Below are 18,211 nucleotides of genomic sequence, written 5' to 3'. Positions count from 1 at the left end.
TTCCGCTTTCGGTCGCCGCCTGCGCTTTGTTATGTCTGACGGGAACGGATGGGGGACCATATGACGGCTGTTACGCCGATGATGGCGCAATATCTGGAGATCAAGGCGCGGCATCCCGATGCGCTGTTGTTCTACCGGATGGGTGATTTTTACGAGCTGTTCTTCGACGACGCCGCGGCGGCGTCGGAGGCGCTGGATATTGCCCTGACCAAACGCGGCAAGCACGAGGGCGACGACATTCCGATGTGCGGTGTCCCGATCCACGCTGCCGAGGGCTATCTGCTCACGCTGATCCGGAAGGGTTTCCGCGTCGCGGTCTGCGAACAGCTCGAAAGCCCCGCCGAGGCCAAGAAGCGTGGCGCCAAGTCGGTGGTGAACCGGGACGTGGTGCGCCTCGTCACCCCCGGAACGCTGACAGAGGAAAGCCTGCTGGAGGCACGGCGGCACAATTTCCTGGCCGCTTTGGGCCGTGTCAGAGACGAATGGGCGATCTCCTGGGCCGATATTTCGACCGGGGCGTTTCACGTGATGCCGCTGGGCCGCGCCCGGATCGGCGCGGAACTTGCGCGGCTCACCCCGGCGGAACTGCTGGTCTCGGACACGGGCGAGGAGGATCTGCGCACGGTGCTGTCCGATCTCGGGGTGATGCCGACGGTTCTGGGGCGGGCGTCGTTCGATTCCGGCAATGCGGAAAACCGGCTTTGCAGCCTGTTCGGAGTGCAGTCGCTGGCCGGGTTCGGCACCTTCTCGCGCGCGGAACTCGCGGCAATGGGTGCGGTGGTCGACTATCTCGACATCACGCAAAAGGGCCGGTTGCCGCTGTTGCGTCCGCCGCAGAAGGATGCCGTTTCCTCGCAGATGCAGATCGACGCCGCGACACGGCGCAACCTGGAACTGACGCATTCCATGCAGGGCGGGCGCGCCGGTTCGCTGCTGTCGGTCATCGACCGCACCGTGACCTCCGGCGGCGCGCGGCTGCTCGAGCGGCGGGTGTCCTCGCCCTCGCGGGCTTTGACCGTGATCCGGCAGCGGTTGGGCGCGCTGGATTGGGCGATGGAGGCCCCCGAAGGCCCCACCCTGCGCGACGCGCTGCGCAAGGTGCCCGATCTCGACCGCGCCCTGTCCCGGCTGGGTCTCGATCGTGGCGGACCACGCGATCTTGCCGCCGTGCGCAATGCGCTGGGGCAGGCCGCCCTGTTGTCGCGGACACTGGCCTCTGCCGACCTGCCCGAGCTCTTGTCCGAGGCGCGCGACCTTCTCACCGGCCATGACGAACTGATCGCCCTGCTCGAAGACGCGCTGGTCGCCGAACCGCCGCTGTTGGCACGGGACGGAGGATTCATCTGCGCGGGCTACGACGCCGATCTGGACGTGGCGCGCAAGCTGCGCGACGAGGGCCGCGGTGTCATCGCCGGAATGCAGGCCGACTATGCGCAGCTTGCCGGGGTGACCTCGCTCAAGATCAAGCACAACAACGTGCTGGGCTACTTCATCGAAACCACGGCGACCCATGCGGAACGGATGATGTCGCCGCCGCTGAACGAAACCTTCATCCATCGCCAGACCACCGCCAATCAGGTCCGTTTCACCACGGTCGAACTCAGCGCCCTCGAAACCCGCATCCTGAATGCGGGCGGCGAGGCGCTGGAGATCGAAAAGCGGCTCTATGACAGCCTGAAGTCCGCCATTCTCGCCTCGGCCCCCGCAATTTCCGACACCGGACACGCGCTGGCGGAGTTCGATGTCGCGCTCGGGCTTGCCGACCTGTCGCGAGATCTGGACTGGTGCCGCCCCGAGGTCGACGAAAGCCGCGCCTTTGCCATCACGGGCGGCCGGCATCCGGTGGTGGAACGGTCGCTGCGATTACAGGGCGGGGCACCGTTCATCGCGAACGACTGCCAGCTTTCCGCCGATGGTGAGTCCGCTGCGCTGACGCTTCTGACCGGTCCCAACATGGCCGGTAAATCGACCTACCTCCGGCAGAACGCGCTGATTGCCCTGCTCGCCCAGATCGGCAGCCACGTGCCCGCGCAGTCGGCCCATGTCGGTTTGGTAAGCCAGATCTTCAGCCGGGTCGGTGCGTCGGACGATCTGGCGCGCGGGCGGTCCACCTTCATGGTCGAGATGGTGGAGACCGCGGCGATCCTCAACCAGGCGGACGAACGGGCGCTGGTCATCCTGGACGAGATCGGGCGCGGAACGGCAACCTATGACGGTCTCTCCATCGCCTGGGCGACGCTGGAACATCTGCACGGGTCCAACCGCGTCAGAGGGCTGTTTGCGACCCATTACCACGAGCTGACGGTGCTGGCGGGCAAGCTGCCCGGCGTGACCAATGCCACCGTCGCGGTCAAGGAATGGGACGGCGAAGTCATCTTCCTGCACGAGGTACGCCCCGGCGCGGCGGATCGGTCCTATGGCGTGCAGGTCGCGCAACTGGCCGGGCTGCCGCAACCCGTCATCGCCCGCGCCCGCACGGTGCTCGACGCATTGGAAAAGGGCGAACGCGAGCGTCCCTCGCCGAAGGCGCTGATCGACGACCTGCCACTGTTTTCCGCCGCAGCCAGTGCCCCGCCGCAGCCCGTTGCAGCGCCGGGACCCTCCGAAGTGGAGGAACGTCTAAAGACGCTGAGCCCGGACGAGATGACACCGCGCGAAGCCCTGCAGGCAATCTACGATCTGAAGGATCTGCTCGCCGGGAACGGGTGAACCGTTTCCCGTGAAACATTCCGGGCGCCGGAGATGAATCCGGACATGAAAAAGCCCCCCGAACAGCATCGGAGGGCTTCGGAATGTCTGCTCAGCTTGCGGGCATGGAGCTGACGCCGACCTGCGCGGGGCGCAGCAGCCGGTCGAACAGCATGAAGCCTTCCGCAGAAACCTGAATGATCTCGCCGGCCTTGGTGCCGGGGACCGGGGCTTCGAACATGGCCTGGTGCATCTGCGGGTCGAACTTGTCGCCCACCTCGGGCGTGATCGTCGTCACGCCATGCTTGGAAAAGACGTTGCTGAGCTCGCGCAGGGTCAGTTCCACGCCTTCGATCAGTGCCGCGGCGGCATGCTCTTCCCGCGCGGCGTTCAGGGCACGCTGCAGGTTGTCGTAAACCGGAAGGAGGTCACGCGCCAACCGCGTGCCACCGTATTGCTGGGCCTCGCGCCGGTCCTTGTCGGCGCGCTTGCGTGCGTTTTCCGCATCCGCCAGCGCCCGCATGAAACGGTCCTTGAATTCGTCCCGCTCCGCGCGCAGCGAATCGAGCTCGACTTCGGTCGGGTCCAGGTCTTCTTCCGCATAGGCTTCGGCCTCTGCGGCTTCGATATCATCCAGAAAATCGTCGTTCTTCGGATCTGCCATTCTTCACCTCTCGCTACGTTCGGCAATGAGTTTGCCGACAAGCTGTGCCGTATAGTCCACGATCGGAACGATCCGACCGTAGTTGAGGCGCGTCGGGCCGATCACTCCCACCGCGCCGATGATCTTGCGATCCGCGTTCATATATGGAGAGACCACCAGAGAGGAACCCGAAAGTGAGAAAAGTTTGTTCTCCGAACCGATAAAAATGCGGACACCCTCGCCCGTTTCGGCCAGTTGGAGGAATTCCGCGATGTCACGTTTGCGTTCCAGATCGTCGAACAGCGTCCGGATCCGGTCGAGTTCCTCGGCTTCGGCCTCTCCCCCCAGAAGATTCGCCCGGCCGCGCACGATGAGTCGCGCGGAATTGTCGGCCTCGCCCTCCCACATCGCCATGCCCGTCTCGATCATCTCGGCGGCGAGGCTGTTCAGTTCCTGACGGCGGGCGGCGATTTCCCGCGCCATGTCGCGGCGCAATTCGGAGAGGGTCTTGCCCTCGATCATCGCGTTCAGAAAATTCGCCGCCTCGCGCATGGAGCTCGGCGTCTGGCCCGGAGGCGGCGCGAACAGGCGGTTCTCGACGTGTCCGTCGGCAAAGACGAGCACGACCAGCGCGCGGTCGTGCCCGAGGCTGACGAACTCGATATGTTTCATAGGGGCTTCGTGTTTCGGCGTCAGCACCAGCGACGCGCCATGCGTCACGCCTGACAGCGCGGCCCCCACGCGGTCGAGCAGGCCGCCCACGTCGCCCGCCCCTGCCCCGAGCGTGGCATCGAGCTTTTCACGGTCGTGGTGATCGAGATCCCGCACTTCCAGCAGCCCGTCGACGAACATCCGAAGCCCCAACTGGGTCGGGATGCGCCCGGCGGAAACGTGCGGACTGTCGAGCAGGCCGAGAAACTCCAGATCCTGCATGACATTGCGGATCGTTGCGGCGGAAACCTTTTCGCTGAGCGTACGGGTCAGGGTCCGGGAGCCCACGGGCTCCCCGGATTCGATATATGCCTCGACCACCCGGCGGAACACTTCCCGCGAGCGGTCGTTCATTTCGTCCAGAAGGCGGCTTCCTTCTTTCATCCTAACCTTTCCAGTCACCTCGGGTATTAAAGACGCCCGGCGCCCGCCGTCAATCGGGGTTGCGGGTCATGTCTGGCCCGATTATCCCGAACAAAACAAGGAAGGGATGGCCCATGCGACCGTCAGGACGTGATTTAGGCGAAATGCGCACCGTTTCAATCGAAACGGGCGTCACGAAACATGCGGAAGGCTCCTGCCTGATCAAGGTCGGCGACACCCACGTGATCTGCACGGCCTCCCTGGAAGAGCGCGTACCGCCCTTCATCAAGGGCAGCGGGCTGGGCTGGGTCACCGCGGAATACGGCATGCTGCCCCGGTCGACCGGATCGCGGATGCGCCGCGAGGCGGCAAGCGGCAAGCAGGGTGGCCGTACGGTGGAAATCCAGCGCCTCATCGGCCGCAGCCTTCGCGCCGGTGTCGACCGCGTCGCGCTCGGCGAACGCCAGATCACCGTCGACTGCGACGTGATCCAGGCCGACGGCGGCACGCGCTGCGCTTCGATCACAGGCGCCTGGGTCGCGCTGCGGATCGCCGTGAACAAGCTGATGAAGGCCGGGTCGATCATCACCGATCCGCTCGTGTCGCCCGTCGCGGCGGTAAGCTGCGGGATCTACGCCGGCCAGCCGGTGCTTGACCTCGACTATGCCGAAGACAGCGAAGCCGGGGTGGACGGCAATTTCATCCTGCGCGGCGATGGCCAGCTGATCGAAGTGCAGATGTCCGCCGAGGGCGCGACCTTTACCCGCGCACAGATGGGGCAATTGCTCGACCATGCCGAAGCCGGGGTCGCGCAACTTGTCGCTGCACAGAAAGCGGCCGTGGCATGACCCGGCGCTTCGACGGCAAGCGGCTTCTGGTGGCGACCCACAATCGCGGGAAGCTGGAGGAGATCGCCGATCTCCTGAAGCCGTTCGCCGTCGAGGTTGTCGGCGCGGCCGAGATGGGTCTGCCGGAACCCGAAGAAACCGGCACCACCTTCGTCGAAAACGCACGGATCAAGGCCCATGCCGCCGCCAAGGCGACCGGCCTGCCCGCGCTCTCCGACGACAGTGGCATCGCGATCGATGCGCTGGACGGCGCGCCCGGTGTCTACACCGCCGATTGGGCCGAAACAGAGACAGGTCGCGACTTTGTCATGGCGATGGAAAAGACCCGGAACGCGCTGCTGGACAGCGGCGCGGCCGAGCCCTGGACCGCGCGGTTCTGCTGCACGCTCGTCCTGGCCTGGCCGGACGGTAGCGACGAGGTGTTCCCGGGCGTGATGGAGGGTCGCGTGGTGTGGCCGATGCGCGGCGATCAGGGTCACGGGTACGACCCCATCTTCCAGCCCGAGGCCTACGACATCACCTTCGGCGAGATGGACCGCTGGGAAAAGAACCGCATCAGCCACCGCGCCGATGCCTTCAGGAAATTCGTGAAAGGCTGCTTTGCCTGAGTTCTGGGAAAGCGGCGGCTTCGGCCTCTATGTCCACTGGCCCTTTTGCGAGGCCAAGTGCCCCTATTGCGACTTCAACAGCCATGTCACGGGCGGCGTCGACCACGAGGCCTGGGCCCGGGCGCTGGTTTCCGAACTTGACCGATACGGCGCACTGACCTCGGGGCGGGTCCTGCAATCCATCTATTTCGGCGGCGGGACCCCGTCGCTCATGGTACCCGCGACGGTCGAAAAGATCCTGAGCGCCAGCCGCAATCATTGGGCCTGGTCCAACGACATAGAAATCACCATCGAAGCCAATCCGCGGTCCGTCGAGGCGCACAAGTTCGAGGGCTTCGCTCTCGCCGGAGTGAACCGTGTCTCGCTCGGCATTCAGGCCTTGAACGACGCCGATCTGAAGCGTCTCGGCCGGCTGCACGGCGTAGACGAGGCGATTGCCGCGCTGGAGCTCGCCCGGCAGATCTTTCCCCGAGTCTCCAACGATCTGATCTATGCCCGACAGGGTCAGAGCCTCGCGGATTGGGAAGCGGAGCTGCGGACGGGGCTCGACCTCGCGGGCGAACATCTCTCACTCTACCAACTCACCATCGAACAGGGCACCGCCTTTTGGACACGTCATAGGGCGGGAAAGCTGCGCGGTCTTCCTGACGAGGATCTGGCCGCCGATATGTTCCTCGCGACGCAGGAGATCTGCGAAGCACACGGCCGTCCGGCTTATGAAGTGTCGAACCACGCCCCTCCCGGCGCCGAGTCCAAGCACAACCTCATCTACTGGCGCGGCGGAGATTATGTGGGGATCGGTCCGGGCGCCCACGGGCGTGTCACCCTTGACGGCATCCGCCATGCAACCGAAGCCTGGGCTCTGCCCTCGGTCTGGATGGATCGTGCCAATGCCGGATCAGCCGACAAACTGCGCGACAGGCTCGACGCGGCGGAGATCCTGTCAGAATATGTCATGATGGGGCTGCGTGTGACGGACGGCATCGACCTTGCCAGGGTCGAACGTCTGTACCCCGCCGGCCTGCCGGAACAGACCCTCGTGGAGCTCGAGGAGCTTGATTTGCTCTGGCGGAAAGACGGTCGCCTCGGTGTGACGACCGCCGGAAGGATGGTCCTGAACAGGATCGTGACGGAACTTCTTCCGGATTAACGTGCGCTGCTCAGGATCATGCAGATCTCGTCCAGTTGGTCGAGCGAGCCGTAGCTGATCGTCACCCGCCCGGATTCCCCGTTCGCGCCGTGATCGACCGTGACCTTCATCCCCAACGCCGCGGACAGATCGCCTTCGAGCGCGCGCGTATCCGCATCCTTTTCGGGTCCGGCCGACGGCTTGTTCCCTGCGCGAGGACGCGGCGGCGCGTCATTCCGGGCCAGTTGTTCGGCCTGACGGACAGAGAGGTTCCGGGACACGATCTGCTCGGCAAGCTCTTCGGCATTTTCGGCGGTCACCAGGGTGCGCGCGTGGCCGGCGGAAATCTTACCATCGACCACAAGCGTTTGCACGCTGTCGGGCAGGTTCAGCAGGCGCAGCAGGTTTGCGATGTGACTTCTGCTCTTTCCCAGCGCCTCGGCAATCTTTTCCTGCGTATGACCGAAGCGCGACATGAGCTGCCGATATCCGGCCGCCTCTTCGATCGCGTTCAGGTCGGCCCGCTGAATGTTCTCGATGATCGCCACTTCCAGCACTTCGAGATCGTCGAAATTCCGGACCAGCGCCGGGACTTCGTGCAACTGGGCAAGCTGCGCGGCACGCCAGCGGCGCTCCCCGGCGACGATCTCGAACTCTCCGTCATGGTTCGGTCGAGGACGGACGATGATCGGCTGGATGATGCCCTTGGCCCGGATCGAATCCGAAAGCTCCTGCAATTGTTCGGGCGTGAAGGAGCGACGCGGCTGATCGGGATTCGGGACAAGCTTTTCGATCGGGATCATGCGATCCGGCTGGCGCGGGGCCTCGCCCGCAGCAGGACCGCTCGACATGACATCCACATCCGACATGAGGGCCGAAAGCCCGCGACCCAGACCCCTGCGCATTTCCTTCTTCTCAGACATTTCGTCTTCCTGTCCCTTCGATCATTCAAGCGGCGATCGTGTTGTTCTTTTGCAGAATTTCATCCGCGAGCGAGCGATATGCCGCGGCCCCCTTGGACAGCGTGTCATAGGCGAGCACCGGCTGCGAAAAGGACGGTGCCTCGCTCACCCGCACGTTGCGGGGAATGACGGTCGCAAAAACCAGATCGCCGAGGTTTTCGCGCGCGTCTTCCTCGACCTGCCGCGACAGGTTGTTGCGCGCGTCGTACATCGTCAGCACGACGCCCTCGATGCGAAGATCCGGATTGGCGGTCTGTCGCACTTCGCGGATAGTCAGCATGAGCTGCGACAAACCTTCGAGCGCGAAGAATTCGCTTTGCAGCGGCACCAGAACGGAATGCGCGGCCACCATCGCGTTGACAGTCAGAAGATTCAGCGAAGGAGGACAATCGACCAGGATGAAATCGAAATCGAACCGATCCATCCCCACCTGCCTCAGCGCATCATGCAGCAGGAAACTGCGCTTTTCGTTCGCCACCAGTTCGATATCGGCCGAGCTGAGGTCGACCGTCGCGGGGATCAGGAAAACGCCCGGCGTCTCCGTCGAAAGGATCAACTCACCCAGCGGGACATCCTCGATCAAAAGATCGTAGGTCGTGTAATCGCGCTGCTCCGGATCAATACCGAGGCCGGTGGAAGAATTGCCCTGCGGATCCAGGTCGATCACCAGGACCTTGCGGCCCTTTTCGGCCAAAGCCGCCCCGAGGTTGATGGTCGTTGTGGTCTTGCCGACCCCGCCCTTCTGGTTGGCGACGGCGATGATCTTCGGGCCGAACGGTCGCGAAAGGTCAGACATGTGTCAACGCTCCGATGTCCAGAATGACCGCTTGCGGGTCACTGATGCTTGTATGGGGAATGCACGAGAATTGCCACGTCTTGCGGGCGATCTCGACTTCTTTTTTCCAGGATTGCCCCTTGGGAAACAGCGCCTGACCATCCGCAGAGCGATGCCGATCGGTGAAATGAAGCAACTGGTCGAGATCCGACAGGGCTCGCGCGCTCAGCACATCGGCGTTCAGCGGATCTAGGGTTTCAATGCGCTGTGTCGCGACCTTGGCCATAAGACCGGCCTCCCGGATCACGGTCCGGAGGAAGGCGCATTTCCGTGCATCGCTCTCCACCAGGATAACGGAGAGCCCCGGCGCCAGTTCGGCCGCCAGGATGGCGATGACCACACCCGGGAAACCGCCGCCGGAGCCCAGATCAACCCAAATTCCGGTATCTTTCTTCAACAGCGTCCAAAGCTGCACGGAATCAAGCACATGGCGGTTCCACGCGTCTTCGACCGTCGATTTGGACACCAGATTGATCTTCGGGTTCCATTTCTTCAGGGCGCTGAGATGCAGGTCCAGCCTGTCTCGTGTTTCACGTGAAACATCGAAGGGCAGCTCATGATGAGAGGTCATGCCGATTTTTTCACGCCCGAGCGTTTGATATGGACAAGCAGAAGAGACAGCGCTGCGGGCGTCATGCCTTCGACCTTGCCGGCTTGGGCAAGGGTCGTCGGCCGGGCGCGCACAAGTTTCGCCTGCAATTCGTTCGACAGACCCGAGAGTCCGGAAAACTGAAAGTCATCCGGAATTTCCAGAGCTTCGTCCTTCTGAAGGGCAGCCACGTCTCCCTTCTGCCGCTCGATGTAATTCGCATAAAGAGCGTCACGTTCAAGCTGCAGAGCTATGGCAGGCTCCAGCTGATTCACCTCGGGACAGGCCGACGCAAGCAGGGTCACGGTCACGTCGGGCAGCGACAAGGCCTGATAGACGGTCCGCTTGCCGCTATCGACATTGACCGCAACGCCGAGCTCACCAAGTTGCTTCGCGGAAATCTTCTCCGTTTGAAGAACGTCCCGCCCCGCCGCCAGTTTTTCCATCTTCTCCAAATGACGTTCTGCACGATCTGACCCGACGCAGCCGAGTGCGATGCCCTTCCCCGTCAACCGTTGATCCGCATTATCGGCGCGAAGGGACAACCGGAATTCGGCGCGCGAGGTGAACATGCGATAGGGCTCAGTCACACCGCGGGATGTGAGGTCATCCACCATCACGCCGATGTAACTTTCGGACCGGCCAAAGGTTATCGCTTCACCGTCAGAGGACACACGGGCCGCATTCAGTCCGGCGACGAGACCTTGAGCAGCAGCTTCCTCGTACCCGGTGGTGCCATTGATCTGCCCTGCGGTAAAGAACCCCCGAACGCCTTTGACCTGGAGGCTCAAGTCCAGAGATCGGGGGTCCAGATAATCGTACTCGATCGCGTATCCGGGTTGCAGGATGACGGCGTTTTCCAACCCAGCGATGGAATGGACGTAGTCCTCTTGAACATCCGCCGGTAAGGACGTGGAAATGCCGTTCGGATAAACCGTGTCATCGTCCAGACCTTCCGGTTCGAGGAATATCTGATGCGATGTCTTGTCGGCAAACCGGACGATCTTGTCCTCAATCGAAGGGCAATATCTCGGGCCGATCCCTTCGATATGACCGCCGTACATTGCCGAGCGCTCGAGATTGCGGCGAATGATATCGTGCGTCGCTTCGTTCGTATGAGTGATTCCGCAGGAAACTTGCCGGGCGACGGGCTTTTGATTGAGGAACGAGAACATCACCGGATCGTCGTCACCGGGCTGGCTTTCCAAAGCTGCCCAATCAATCGTGCGTCCGTCCAGCCGCGGCGGCGTTCCGGTCTTCAATCGACCAAGCGGCAAGCTCATCGAGTCGATCCGATCCGCGAGTTTCACCGAAGGCGCATCGCCCATACGCCCTCCTGGATGCGAGGTGTCGCCGATGTGGATGATGCCGCGCAAAAATGTCCCCGTCGTCAAAACCACCGCTCGACAAAGAATGTGCGACCCGTCGGCGAGTTCGACGCCCTTCACCTCATTCGCTTCGATCAGAATGTCTGCGACTTCCCCTTCGACAATGGAAAGGTTCGGGACGGACTTCATCTCGGCCAGCATGGCTGTCCGATATCTCTTGCGGTCGGATTGCGCGCGCGGTCCCTGAACAGCGGGCCCCTTCCGACGGTTCAATAGCCGGAACTGTATTCCGGCATGATCCGCCACCCGGCCCATGACCCCGTCCATCGCGTCGATTTCCCGAACCAGGTGGCCTTTTCCCAGACCACCGATGGCCGGGTTGCAGGACATCACACCGATGCCGGATTCCTTGAGTGTGACGAGTGCTGTTCTTGCCCCCATGCGCGCAGAGGCCGCGGCGGCTTCGGTGCCAGCGTGACCACCGCCGACGACGATGACATCAAAATCCAGATGTTTCACGTGAAACACTCCTACTTTCCGAGGCAGAACGTCGAGAAAATCTCATCCAGCAACGATTCAACATCCACGCGACCGATCAAGGCCTCAAGGCGCCGAATCGAGAACCGGACTTCCTCCGCAGTGATATCATACCCGGCAGGACCCAGATCAAGCCGCGATATCGCAGTCTCTAGTGCTTCAGTGCCTTCACGAAACGCAATCCTGTGCCGCTCTCTCGTGATCAGACCTGCATCGCGGGTACGGGAGGAAAGAACATCGCCGATCTCTTCGACCAGTGCCCCGATACCCTGGCCGGTCTTCACCGAAATGCCGGTCGAGGCACCTGTGAGGTCCGCCTTCGAAATCCGCACAAGGTCGCCCGGTTTGGGTTCCATCATCGGGGCTTCGTCCGGTCCGACAAGAAAGACACGCAGGTCAGCAGATTCAGCCCGTTGGCGCGCGCGCTGTATCCCGATCTTTTCGACCGGATCATCGGTCTCGCGCAATCCTGCGGTATCCAGCAAGGTCACCGGCAGTCCGGCGATCTCCATATGCACCTCGATCACGTCACGGGTGGTCCCCGCGATTTCAGACGTGATGGCAGCATCCCTACCGGCCAGTTCATTCAGGAGAGAGGACTTCCCGATGTTCGGCGCACCGACGATCGCAACCTCGAACCCCAGCCGGATTCGTTCGGCGGCGACCGAGCCCTTCAGTTCAACCCGCAAATCCTTCAGGACACTTTCGAGGTGGTCCCGCACATCTTCCGTCACGTCGACCGGAAGATCCTCATCCGCAAAATCAATGGTGGCTTCCAGAAGCGATGCGGCGGTGATCAGGCGGCGGCGCCACTCTTCGACGCGCTCCCCCAAACGGCCCACGAGCACCTGCATGGCCTGGACCCGCTGGCTTTCGGTCTGCGCCTCGATCAGATCGCTCAGCGCTTCGACCTGGGTGAGATCCAGCTTCTGATTTTCAAGCGCGCGCCGGGTAAATTCCCCCGGTTCGGCCAGTCTGAAACCCGGCAGCTGCGAAAGTGCGCGAAGCACGGCGCGCTGGATCGCGATGCTGCCGTGTGTGTGGAATTCGACCACACGCTCTCCGGTAAAGCTTGCGCCCTCCTCGAAGACGAGGACAAGCGCCTGGTCCAGCATGGCGCCGTCGGCATCGCGCAAGATGCGCAGGTCGGCCTTGCGCGCCTCCGGGACGCTCCCGGCAAGCGCTTTCGCGGCGTCCGGAGCCGAGGGACCGGAAACCCGAATAACAGCAACGCCCGATTTCCCGGGCGCGCTGGCAAGAGCATAGATCGTATCCATGGGGTCCCGCGGAACGGCGTCAGCTGTTCATGGAATCGAAGAATTCAGAGTTGGTCTTGGTTTGCTTCAACTTCGAAATCAGGAATTCGACAGCGTCCGTGGTTCCCATGGGATTCAGGATCCGTCGCAGCACGAAGGTCTTCTGAAGGTCGATCTTGTCGATCAACAGATCCTCTTTCCGCGTCCCCGATTTCAGAATGTCGATGGCCGGGAAAACGCGCTTGTCCGCGATCTTGCGGTCAAGCACGATCTCGGAGTTGCCCGTACCCTTGAATTCCTCGAAGATCACTTCGTCCATCCGCGATCCGGTATCAATCAGCGCGGTCGCGATGATGGTGAGCGAGCCACCCTCTTCGATATTCCGCGCCGCACCGAAGAACCGCTTGGGGCGCTGCAGCGCGTTCGCGTCAACACCACCGGTAAGCACCTTGCCCGAGGACGGCACAACAGTGTTGAACGCCCTACCAAGTCTGGTGATGGAGTCGAGAAGGATAACAACATCTCGCTTGTGCTCGACCAGGCGCTTGGCCTTTTCGATCACCATTTCCGAAACCGCAACGTGGCGCGTGGCGGGTTCGTCGAAGGTCGAGGACACGACCTCACCCTTCACCGAACGCTGCATGTCGGTGACTTCTTCCGGCCGTTCGTCGATCAGCAGGACGATGAGATAGCACTCGGGGTGGTTCTTCTCGATCGAGTTGGCGATGTTCTGAAGCAGCACCGTCTTGCCGGTCCGCGGCGGGGCCACGATCAGCGACCGCTGCCCTTTGCCGATCGGCGCGACGAGGTCGATGATCCGGGCGGAGCGGTCCTTGATCGTCGGGTCTTCGATTTCCATCTTCAGCCGCTCGTCGGGATAGAGCGGCGTGAGGTTGTCGAAGGCGATCTTGTGGCGGGCCTTCTCGGGCTCCTCGAAATTGATCGCGGACACGTCGGTCAGGGCGAAATACCGCTCCTCACCGTCGGGGGCGCGGATCTCGCCTTCGATCGTGTCCCCGGTGCGCAGCGAATGCTTTCGGATCATGTCGGGAGACACATAGATGTCGTCGGGACCGGGAAGATAGTTCGCTTCGGGAGAGCGCAGGAAGCCGAAGCCGTCCTGGAGCACTTCGAGAACGCCGTCGCCGGAGATCTGCCAATCTTCATCCGCCCGCTCCCGGAGGATCTGGAACATCATCTCGCCCTTGCGCATGGTCGAGGCGTTCTCGATCTCCAGCTCCTCGGCCATCGCCAGGAGATCTTTCGGGCTCTTTGCCTTGAGATCGGCAAGATTGAGCTTTTCTTCGCTCATGGTCGTTCCTCCGGGCCGGAGAGATCCGGCCGCATCGTTCTGTTCGTAGGGGAAAGTCGCTACCCGGACGGGCGCTGACGGGTGGTAGCCCTTCGGACGGGTGAAGTCAATCTGTACGGGCTCCGGTGAAATACTCTCCGGGTCTTCCTGAATTTAAGAGAAAAGTAAGAAAGGTGGATTTTGATGTAAGGGCGGTGTGTCGTCGTGGATAATCCGGATGTCCGGAGGTTTTCCACGAAGGGCGGCGTCGTGGATGATTGTGTGGATCGAACCCGTGCAGTTCCGGCGCGGTCGGAAATGTGTCTTTTGTACATGGGGTTTCGCACCCCTTGCAGGTCTTGCAGAACCCCGGGGACGGTTGTCGCCGCGCGGGCTCTTCCACATCCTGGCGTTTTCCCGGTCCACAGGCGGACGGATGGCCCGGACCGGCGGCGACTCACCCCCGATATCCCCCGACTTGAAACTTCCGTGGTTTTTCCTCAGAACTTTCCTCTGAGTCAGACCCGGGGATATCGGCAGGTTTTTCCACATGAATCAGGAATTGATCCTGGCTTCCGGCTCGGAGATCCGGGCCGAGATGCTGCGCGCGGCGGGTGTTCCCTTCCGGGTCGAGGTGGCGCGAATCGACGAATCGTCGATCCGTGCATCGCTGGAAGAGGAAGGCGCGACGCCGCGCGACATCGCGGACACGCTGGCCGAGTACAAGGCGCGGCGCGTCTCGGACCGTTTTCCCGAGGCGCTGGTGCTCGGCTGCGATCAGACTCTCGATCTTGACGGCCGCTGCCTTTCCAAACCGGAAACACCGGAGCAGGCGCGGGAGCAGTTGCAGGCCTTGCGCGGCAATCGCCACATGCTGTTGTCCGCTGTCGTCGGCTACCGCGGCTCGAAACCGGAATGGCGTCATGTCGGGACCGCGCGGCTGTGGATGCGCAACTTCAGCGACACCTACCTCGACGCCTATCTCGCGCGGAACTGGGACAGCATTCGCCACTCCGTCGGCGGTTACAAGATGGAGGAGGAGGGTGTCCGCCTCTTCTCCCGCATCGAGGGTGATCATTTCACCATTCTGGGGCTCCCGATGTTCGAGCTTCTTGCCTTTCTCTCCACCCGGGGGATCATAGAGACATGAGTATGGACAAAATTCCTCTGGCCGGGGTCATCGGCTCTCCCATCGCGCACAGCCGCTCTCCGCGCCTGCATGCCCACTGGCTGCGAAAATACGGCCTGTCCGGGCATTACGTTCCCATGGACATCGCGCCTGACAACCTCGAAGCCGCTCTGCGGATGCTGCCGCAGCTTGGTTTCGTCGGGGTGAACGTGACCATTCCCTACAAGGAAAAGGTGATGGAGATCGCGGACCTCGTGTCGGATCGCGCGACGCTCATCGGGGCGTCGAACACGCTGATCTTCCGTAAGGACGGTCGCATTCACGCGGACAACACCGATGGCTACGGCTTTATCGAGAACCTGCGCCAGGCCGTGCCGAACTGGAACCCGGCGGCGGGGCCGGCTGCGGTGCTCGGCGCCGGGGGGGCCGCGCGCGCGGTGCTGGCATCCCTGCTGGAGGTGGGCGTGCCCGAAGTCCGCATTTCCAACCGCACGCGCATGCGCGCCGAACAGCTTCGCAACGACTTCGGGCACCGGGTCCAGGTCTTCGAATGGGTCAAGGCTGGCAACATGCTCGAAGACGCGATGACCGTGGTCAATTCGACGTCGCTCGGCATGGTCGGCAAGCCAGAACTTCGTGTGCCGCTCGACGGGTTGCGGCCGGGCGCGCTGGTCACGGATCTGGTTTATGCGCCGCTTCAGACGCGGCTGCTACGCGTGGCGGCGGAACAGGGCTGCATCTGCGTCGACGGGCTCGGCATGTTGCTGCATCAGGCGGTTCCCGGGTTCGAGCGCTGGTTCGGGCATCGCCCCGAGGTCGACGAAGCGACGCGCGCCGCCGTCCTGAGATGAAATTCCGCCTCGGCCTGACGGGCTCCATCGGCATGGGAAAATCCACGACGGCGCGGCTTTTCGCGGAGCGGGGCTGCGTTGTCTGGGATGCGGATGCGGCGGTACATCGTCTCTATTCCGCCTCGGGAGCGGCGGTTGCGCCGATCGGCGCCCTCTTCCCGGATGCGATCGAGGACGGCGCCGTCTCGCGTGCGAGGCTGCGGGACATCATTGCCTCCGACCCGACCGCCCTGCCCCGGATCGAAGCCGCGGTTCATCCGCTGGTGCGGGCCGACCGCGAGGATCAGGCCCGCCGGCACCCCGGGGCCATCGGCGTTTTCGACATCCCGCTGCTGTTCGAAACGGGCGCGGAATCGGAGATGGACGCGACCGCATGTGTCACCATTTCACCCGAACTCCAGCGAGAGCGGGTTCTGGCGCGGGGAACCATGACCGAAGCCGACCTCGACAGGATCCTGTCGCGCCAGATGCCGAATGACGAAAAATGCGTGCGGTCGGACTATGTAATCCGGACCGACACCCTTGAGCATGCCGCCGCGCAGGTTCAGACAGTGCTGGAAGACATCGAAAGGCGGATCAATGCGTGAGATCGTGCTCGACACCGAAACCACCGGGTTCAAACCGGAACAGGGCGACCGCATCGTCGAAATCGGCGCGGTCGAGCTGTGGAACCACGTGGCAACGGGCAAGACGTACCATCAGTACATCAATCCCGAACGGTCCATGCCGCAGGAGGCGTTTGCCGTTCACGGGCTGGGCGACGATTTCCTGAGGGACAAGCCGCTGTTCGCGCAGATCGTCGACGACTTTCTCGCCTTCATCGGGGATTCGAAGCTGGTCATCCACAACGCGGCCTTCGACGTCAAATTCCTGAACGCCGAGCTCGGCTGGTCCAGGCGCCCGCTCCTCCCGCCGGATTGCGCAATCGACACGCTCGACATCGCGCGCCGGCGGTTTCCCGGCTCTCCCGCCTCGCTCGACGCGCTTTGCCGTCGTTTCTCTATCGACAATTCGTCGCGCACGCTGCACGGCGCACTTCTGGACAGCGAGATTCTCGCCGAGGTCTACCTGGAACTGATCGGGGGCAAGCAGCCGGATTTCGCGCTGGCCCAGGGCGGAAACAGCAGCACCGGCACCACGGTCGACGAGAATTGGCGTCCGTCCCGTCGCGTGACGGCCCTGCCCTCCCGGATCACGGATGACGAAAAGGCGGCTCACGCCGCCTTTGTAGAGAAACTCGGAGAAGGCGCGCTCTGGAAGCGCGCCTGACGGCCTGAGGGATCAGGCGTCGAGCTTGCGGCCTTCGTCGGTCGCGGCCTGCTGGCGACGGGCGATTTCCGCGCGGTAGAGCGCGACGAAATCGATCATCTCGAGGTTCAGCGGCGGGAAGCCTCCGTCGCGGGTCACGTCGGAGATGATCCGGCGCGCGAACGGGAAAAGCATCCGCGGGCATTCGATCAGCAGAAACGGATGCATCTGCTCTTCGGGGACGTTTTCGATGTGGAAGACGCCGGCGTAATCCATCTCGAGCAGGAACAGGGTGTCCGAGGTGGTCTTGGATTTCGACGTGACGTTGAGCTTCAGCACCACTTCGAACTGGTGATCGGCCGAACGCTTCTTGGCGTCGAGGTTCACCTGCACCTGAACGTCGGGCTGCACTTCGCCCGAGACGCCCTTTTGCGCCAGGATATTCTCGAAGGACATATCCCGCACGAACTGTGCCAGCACGTTCATCTTGACCGGCGCGGGGGTCGCGCCTGCCGCGGCGGGACCCGCCGCACCGTTATCGGAGACTTCCGACATGTTTTCTTCTCCTCGCAATGACGTTGACTTGGCATAGCAGCCAAGTCGGACGTCCTCAATGCTTCGTCCAGCCGGAACCGGGGTGATTGGGGCGTTTGCCGGTTGGAATCTCCGTGAAATCGCCGTCGATCACATCCGCATCCTCGGTCGGGTGCGGATGCGACGGCGACGGTCGCGGGCCGCTGCCCATCTGAAACCGTGCGACCGTGACCCGGCGCGAGAGATATTTCATCAGCCAGACCCGGATCGGCGGCGACAGCAGCGCAAAGCCGACGGCATCGGTGAAGAAGCCCGGTGTCAGCAGCAGCGCCCCCGACAGCAGGATCATCGCGCCGTGCGCCAGGGGCGTGCCCGGATCCTCGAGCCGCGAGAACGCGCCCTGAAGATCTCCGAGCGCCTTCAGCCCCTGCGTCCGCACCAGCCAGGTGCCCAGGATCGCGGTCAGGATGACGATGGCGAGGGTCGGCCAGAGGCCGATCAGCCCGCCGACCTGAATGAACAGGGCGATCTCGATCAGGGGCACTGCAAGAAATGCCAGGAACAACCACATCATGCTTCTCCTACGTTCGGACGCGCACCGGTAGACTTGGGCGCGTGCAGCACCTACATAGGTCTGCGACCGTAAAACTTCCATTCCCCA

At 62.8% G+C, this 18,211-nt stretch carries 18 protein-coding genes; 8 read left to right on the top strand and 10 right to left on the bottom strand.

Going from position 1 to position 18,211, the window contains the following annotated elements; genetic code table 11:
* Positions 1–60: 60 nt before the first annotated feature.
* Positions 61–2,709: a DNA mismatch repair protein MutS gene (mutS, locus tag ACN0RJ_RS01300; RefSeq protein ID WP_417723176.1), complete on the top strand. Its 2,649-nt coding sequence runs from the start codon at positions 61–63 to the stop codon at positions 2,707–2,709.
* A 91-nt stretch (positions 2,710–2,800) separates the two neighbouring features.
* Here the strand turns inward: mutS and ACN0RJ_RS01295 are convergent, their stop codons facing one another.
* Together ACN0RJ_RS01295 and hrcA are read right to left on the bottom strand one after the other, a co-directional pair.
* Positions 2,801–3,352 (bottom strand): nucleotide exchange factor GrpE, encoded by a 552-nt coding sequence (locus ACN0RJ_RS01295; RefSeq protein WP_417718750.1) that lies wholly within the window; start codon positions 3,350–3,352, stop codon positions 2,801–2,803.
* Positions 3,353–3,355: 3 nt separating this feature from the next.
* Complete coding sequence (hrcA, locus tag ACN0RJ_RS01290) at positions 3,356–4,426, bottom strand: heat-inducible transcriptional repressor HrcA (RefSeq protein ID WP_417718751.1); 1,071 nt, start codon at positions 4,424–4,426, stop codon at positions 3,356–3,358.
* Positions 4,427–4,539: 113 nt separating this feature from the next.
* On the opposite strand from hrcA, the gene rph reads away from it, so the two are divergent.
* From rph to hemW, 3 genes are read left to right on the top strand one after another with little or no spacing between them, the layout of a single operon-like run.
* Positions 4,540–5,253: a ribonuclease PH gene (gene rph / locus ACN0RJ_RS01285; protein WP_417718825.1), complete on the top strand. Its 714-nt coding sequence runs from the start codon at positions 4,540–4,542 to the stop codon at positions 5,251–5,253.
* On the top strand, positions 5,250–5,861 hold the full coding sequence (rdgB, locus tag ACN0RJ_RS01280) for an RdgB/HAM1 family non-canonical purine NTP pyrophosphatase (RefSeq protein WP_417723175.1): 612 nt from the start codon (positions 5,250–5,252) through the stop codon (positions 5,859–5,861). Before rph ends, rdgB begins: the two co-directional genes overlap by 4 nt.
* Positions 5,854–7,011, top strand: coding sequence for a radical SAM family heme chaperone HemW (hemW, locus tag ACN0RJ_RS01275; protein WP_417723174.1), 1,158 nt, complete (start codon positions 5,854–5,856; stop codon positions 7,009–7,011). The genes rdgB and hemW overlap by 8 nt, the downstream gene beginning before the upstream one ends.
* Here hemW and ACN0RJ_RS01270 read toward each other — a convergent pair.
* Genes ACN0RJ_RS01270 through rho form a run of 6 tightly spaced genes read right to left on the bottom strand, consistent with a single transcriptional unit; the run spans position 7,008 to position 13,809 of the window.
* Positions 7,008–7,913: a ParB/RepB/Spo0J family partition protein gene (locus ACN0RJ_RS01270; RefSeq protein WP_417723173.1), complete on the bottom strand. Its 906-nt coding sequence runs from the start codon at positions 7,911–7,913 to the stop codon at positions 7,008–7,010. The genes hemW and ACN0RJ_RS01270 overlap by 4 nt on opposite strands.
* A 25-nt stretch (positions 7,914–7,938) precedes the next feature.
* Positions 7,939–8,748: a ParA family protein gene (locus ACN0RJ_RS01265; protein WP_417718755.1), complete on the bottom strand. Its 810-nt coding sequence runs from the start codon at positions 8,746–8,748 to the stop codon at positions 7,939–7,941.
* On the bottom strand, positions 8,741–9,358 hold the full coding sequence (rsmG, locus tag ACN0RJ_RS01260) for a 16S rRNA (guanine(527)-N(7))-methyltransferase RsmG (protein ID WP_417718756.1): 618 nt from the start codon (positions 9,356–9,358) through the stop codon (positions 8,741–8,743). Before rsmG ends, ACN0RJ_RS01265 begins: the two co-directional genes overlap by 8 nt.
* The gene (mnmG, locus tag ACN0RJ_RS01255; RefSeq protein WP_417723172.1) at positions 9,355–11,223 is read right to left on the bottom strand and encodes a tRNA uridine-5-carboxymethylaminomethyl(34) synthesis enzyme MnmG; all 1,869 of its coding nucleotides are present in this window, start codon (positions 11,221–11,223) and stop codon (positions 9,355–9,357) included. Before mnmG ends, rsmG begins: the two co-directional genes overlap by 4 nt.
* An 11-nt stretch (positions 11,224–11,234) precedes the next feature.
* Positions 11,235–12,518: a tRNA uridine-5-carboxymethylaminomethyl(34) synthesis GTPase MnmE gene (mnmE, locus tag ACN0RJ_RS01250; RefSeq protein WP_417723171.1), complete on the bottom strand. Its 1,284-nt coding sequence runs from the start codon at positions 12,516–12,518 to the stop codon at positions 11,235–11,237.
* Positions 12,519–12,537: 19 nt separating this feature from the next.
* The gene (gene rho, locus ACN0RJ_RS01245; RefSeq protein WP_417718759.1) at positions 12,538–13,809 is read right to left on the bottom strand and encodes a transcription termination factor Rho; all 1,272 of its coding nucleotides are present in this window, start codon (positions 13,807–13,809) and stop codon (positions 12,538–12,540) included.
* A gap of 529 nt (positions 13,810–14,338) precedes the next feature.
* On the opposite strand from rho, the gene ACN0RJ_RS01240 reads away from it, so the two are divergent.
* The 4 genes from ACN0RJ_RS01240 to dnaQ are packed head-to-tail and all read left to right on the top strand — an operon-like array spanning position 14,339 to position 17,037.
* Positions 14,339–14,938: a Maf family protein gene (locus ACN0RJ_RS01240; RefSeq protein ID WP_417718760.1), complete on the top strand. Its 600-nt coding sequence runs from the start codon at positions 14,339–14,341 to the stop codon at positions 14,936–14,938.
* The gene (locus ACN0RJ_RS01235; RefSeq protein WP_417718761.1) at positions 14,935–15,768 is read left to right on the top strand and encodes a shikimate dehydrogenase; all 834 of its coding nucleotides are present in this window, start codon (positions 14,935–14,937) and stop codon (positions 15,766–15,768) included. Before ACN0RJ_RS01240 ends, ACN0RJ_RS01235 begins: the two co-directional genes overlap by 4 nt.
* Positions 15,765–16,355 (top strand): dephospho-CoA kinase, encoded by a 591-nt coding sequence (coaE, locus tag ACN0RJ_RS01230; protein WP_417723170.1) that lies wholly within the window; start codon positions 15,765–15,767, stop codon positions 16,353–16,355. The genes ACN0RJ_RS01235 and coaE overlap by 4 nt, the downstream gene beginning before the upstream one ends.
* Positions 16,348–17,037 carry a DNA polymerase III subunit epsilon gene (dnaQ, locus tag ACN0RJ_RS01225; protein ID WP_417723169.1) on the top strand — a complete coding sequence of 230 codons (690 nt, stop codon included), beginning with the start codon at positions 16,348–16,350 and terminating at the stop codon, positions 17,035–17,037. The genes coaE and dnaQ overlap by 8 nt, the downstream gene beginning before the upstream one ends.
* A 12-nt stretch (positions 17,038–17,049) precedes the next feature.
* On the opposite strand, the gene secB is transcribed toward dnaQ, so the two are convergent.
* Together secB and ACN0RJ_RS01215 are read right to left on the bottom strand one after the other, a co-directional pair.
* Complete coding sequence (gene secB / locus ACN0RJ_RS01220) at positions 17,050–17,571, bottom strand: protein-export chaperone SecB (RefSeq protein WP_417718764.1); 522 nt, start codon at positions 17,569–17,571, stop codon at positions 17,050–17,052.
* Between the two features lie 55 nt (positions 17,572–17,626).
* Positions 17,627–18,121, bottom strand: a complete 495-nt coding sequence (locus ACN0RJ_RS01215; RefSeq protein ID WP_417718826.1) for an FxsA family protein — start codon at positions 18,119–18,121, stop codon at positions 17,627–17,629.
* Positions 18,122–18,211 lie beyond the last annotated feature (90 nt).

It is taken from the genome of Salipiger sp., assembly GCF_048261495.1.
Classification (GTDB): Bacteria; Pseudomonadota; Alphaproteobacteria; order Rhodobacterales; family Rhodobacteraceae; genus Salipiger.
This window is presented reverse-complemented; position numbering and strand designations above follow the sequence as displayed.

Coding starts and splice junctions, on each gene's coding strand:
- mutS (WP_417723176.1), top strand. CDS start 61: ATGACGGCTGTTACGCCGATGATGGCGCAATATCTGGAGATCAAGGCG.
- ACN0RJ_RS01295 (WP_417718750.1), bottom strand. CDS start 3,352: ATGGCAGATCCGAAGAACGACGATTTTCTGGATGATATCGAAGCCGCA.
- hrcA (WP_417718751.1), bottom strand. CDS start 4,426: ATGAAAGAAGGAAGCCGCCTTCTGGACGAAATGAACGACCGCTCGCGG.
- rph (WP_417718825.1), top strand. CDS start 4,540: ATGCGACCGTCAGGACGTGATTTAGGCGAAATGCGCACCGTTTCAATC.
- rdgB (WP_417723175.1), top strand. CDS start 5,250: ATGACCCGGCGCTTCGACGGCAAGCGGCTTCTGGTGGCGACCCACAAT.
- ACN0RJ_RS01270 (WP_417723173.1), bottom strand. CDS start 7,913: ATGTCTGAGAAGAAGGAAATGCGCAGGGGTCTGGGTCGCGGGCTTTCG.
- ACN0RJ_RS01265 (WP_417718755.1), bottom strand. CDS start 8,748: ATGTCTGACCTTTCGCGACCGTTCGGCCCGAAGATCATCGCCGTCGCC.
- rsmG (WP_417718756.1), bottom strand. CDS start 9,358: ATGACCTCTCATCATGAGCTGCCCTTCGATGTTTCACGTGAAACACGA.
- mnmE (WP_417723171.1), bottom strand. CDS start 12,518: ATGGATACGATCTATGCTCTTGCCAGCGCGCCCGGGAAATCGGGCGTT.
- rho (WP_417718759.1), bottom strand. CDS start 13,809: ATGAGCGAAGAAAAGCTCAATCTTGCCGATCTCAAGGCAAAGAGCCCG.
- ACN0RJ_RS01240 (WP_417718760.1), top strand. CDS start 14,339: ATGAATCAGGAATTGATCCTGGCTTCCGGCTCGGAGATCCGGGCCGAG.
- ACN0RJ_RS01235 (WP_417718761.1), top strand. CDS start 14,935: ATGAGTATGGACAAAATTCCTCTGGCCGGGGTCATCGGCTCTCCCATC.
- coaE (WP_417723170.1), top strand. CDS start 15,765: ATGAAATTCCGCCTCGGCCTGACGGGCTCCATCGGCATGGGAAAATCC.
- dnaQ (WP_417723169.1), top strand. CDS start 16,348: ATGCGTGAGATCGTGCTCGACACCGAAACCACCGGGTTCAAACCGGAA.
- secB (WP_417718764.1), bottom strand. CDS start 17,571: ATGTCGGAAGTCTCCGATAACGGTGCGGCGGGTCCCGCCGCGGCAGGC.
- ACN0RJ_RS01215 (WP_417718826.1), bottom strand. CDS start 18,121: ATGTGGTTGTTCCTGGCATTTCTTGCAGTGCCCCTGATCGAGATCGCC.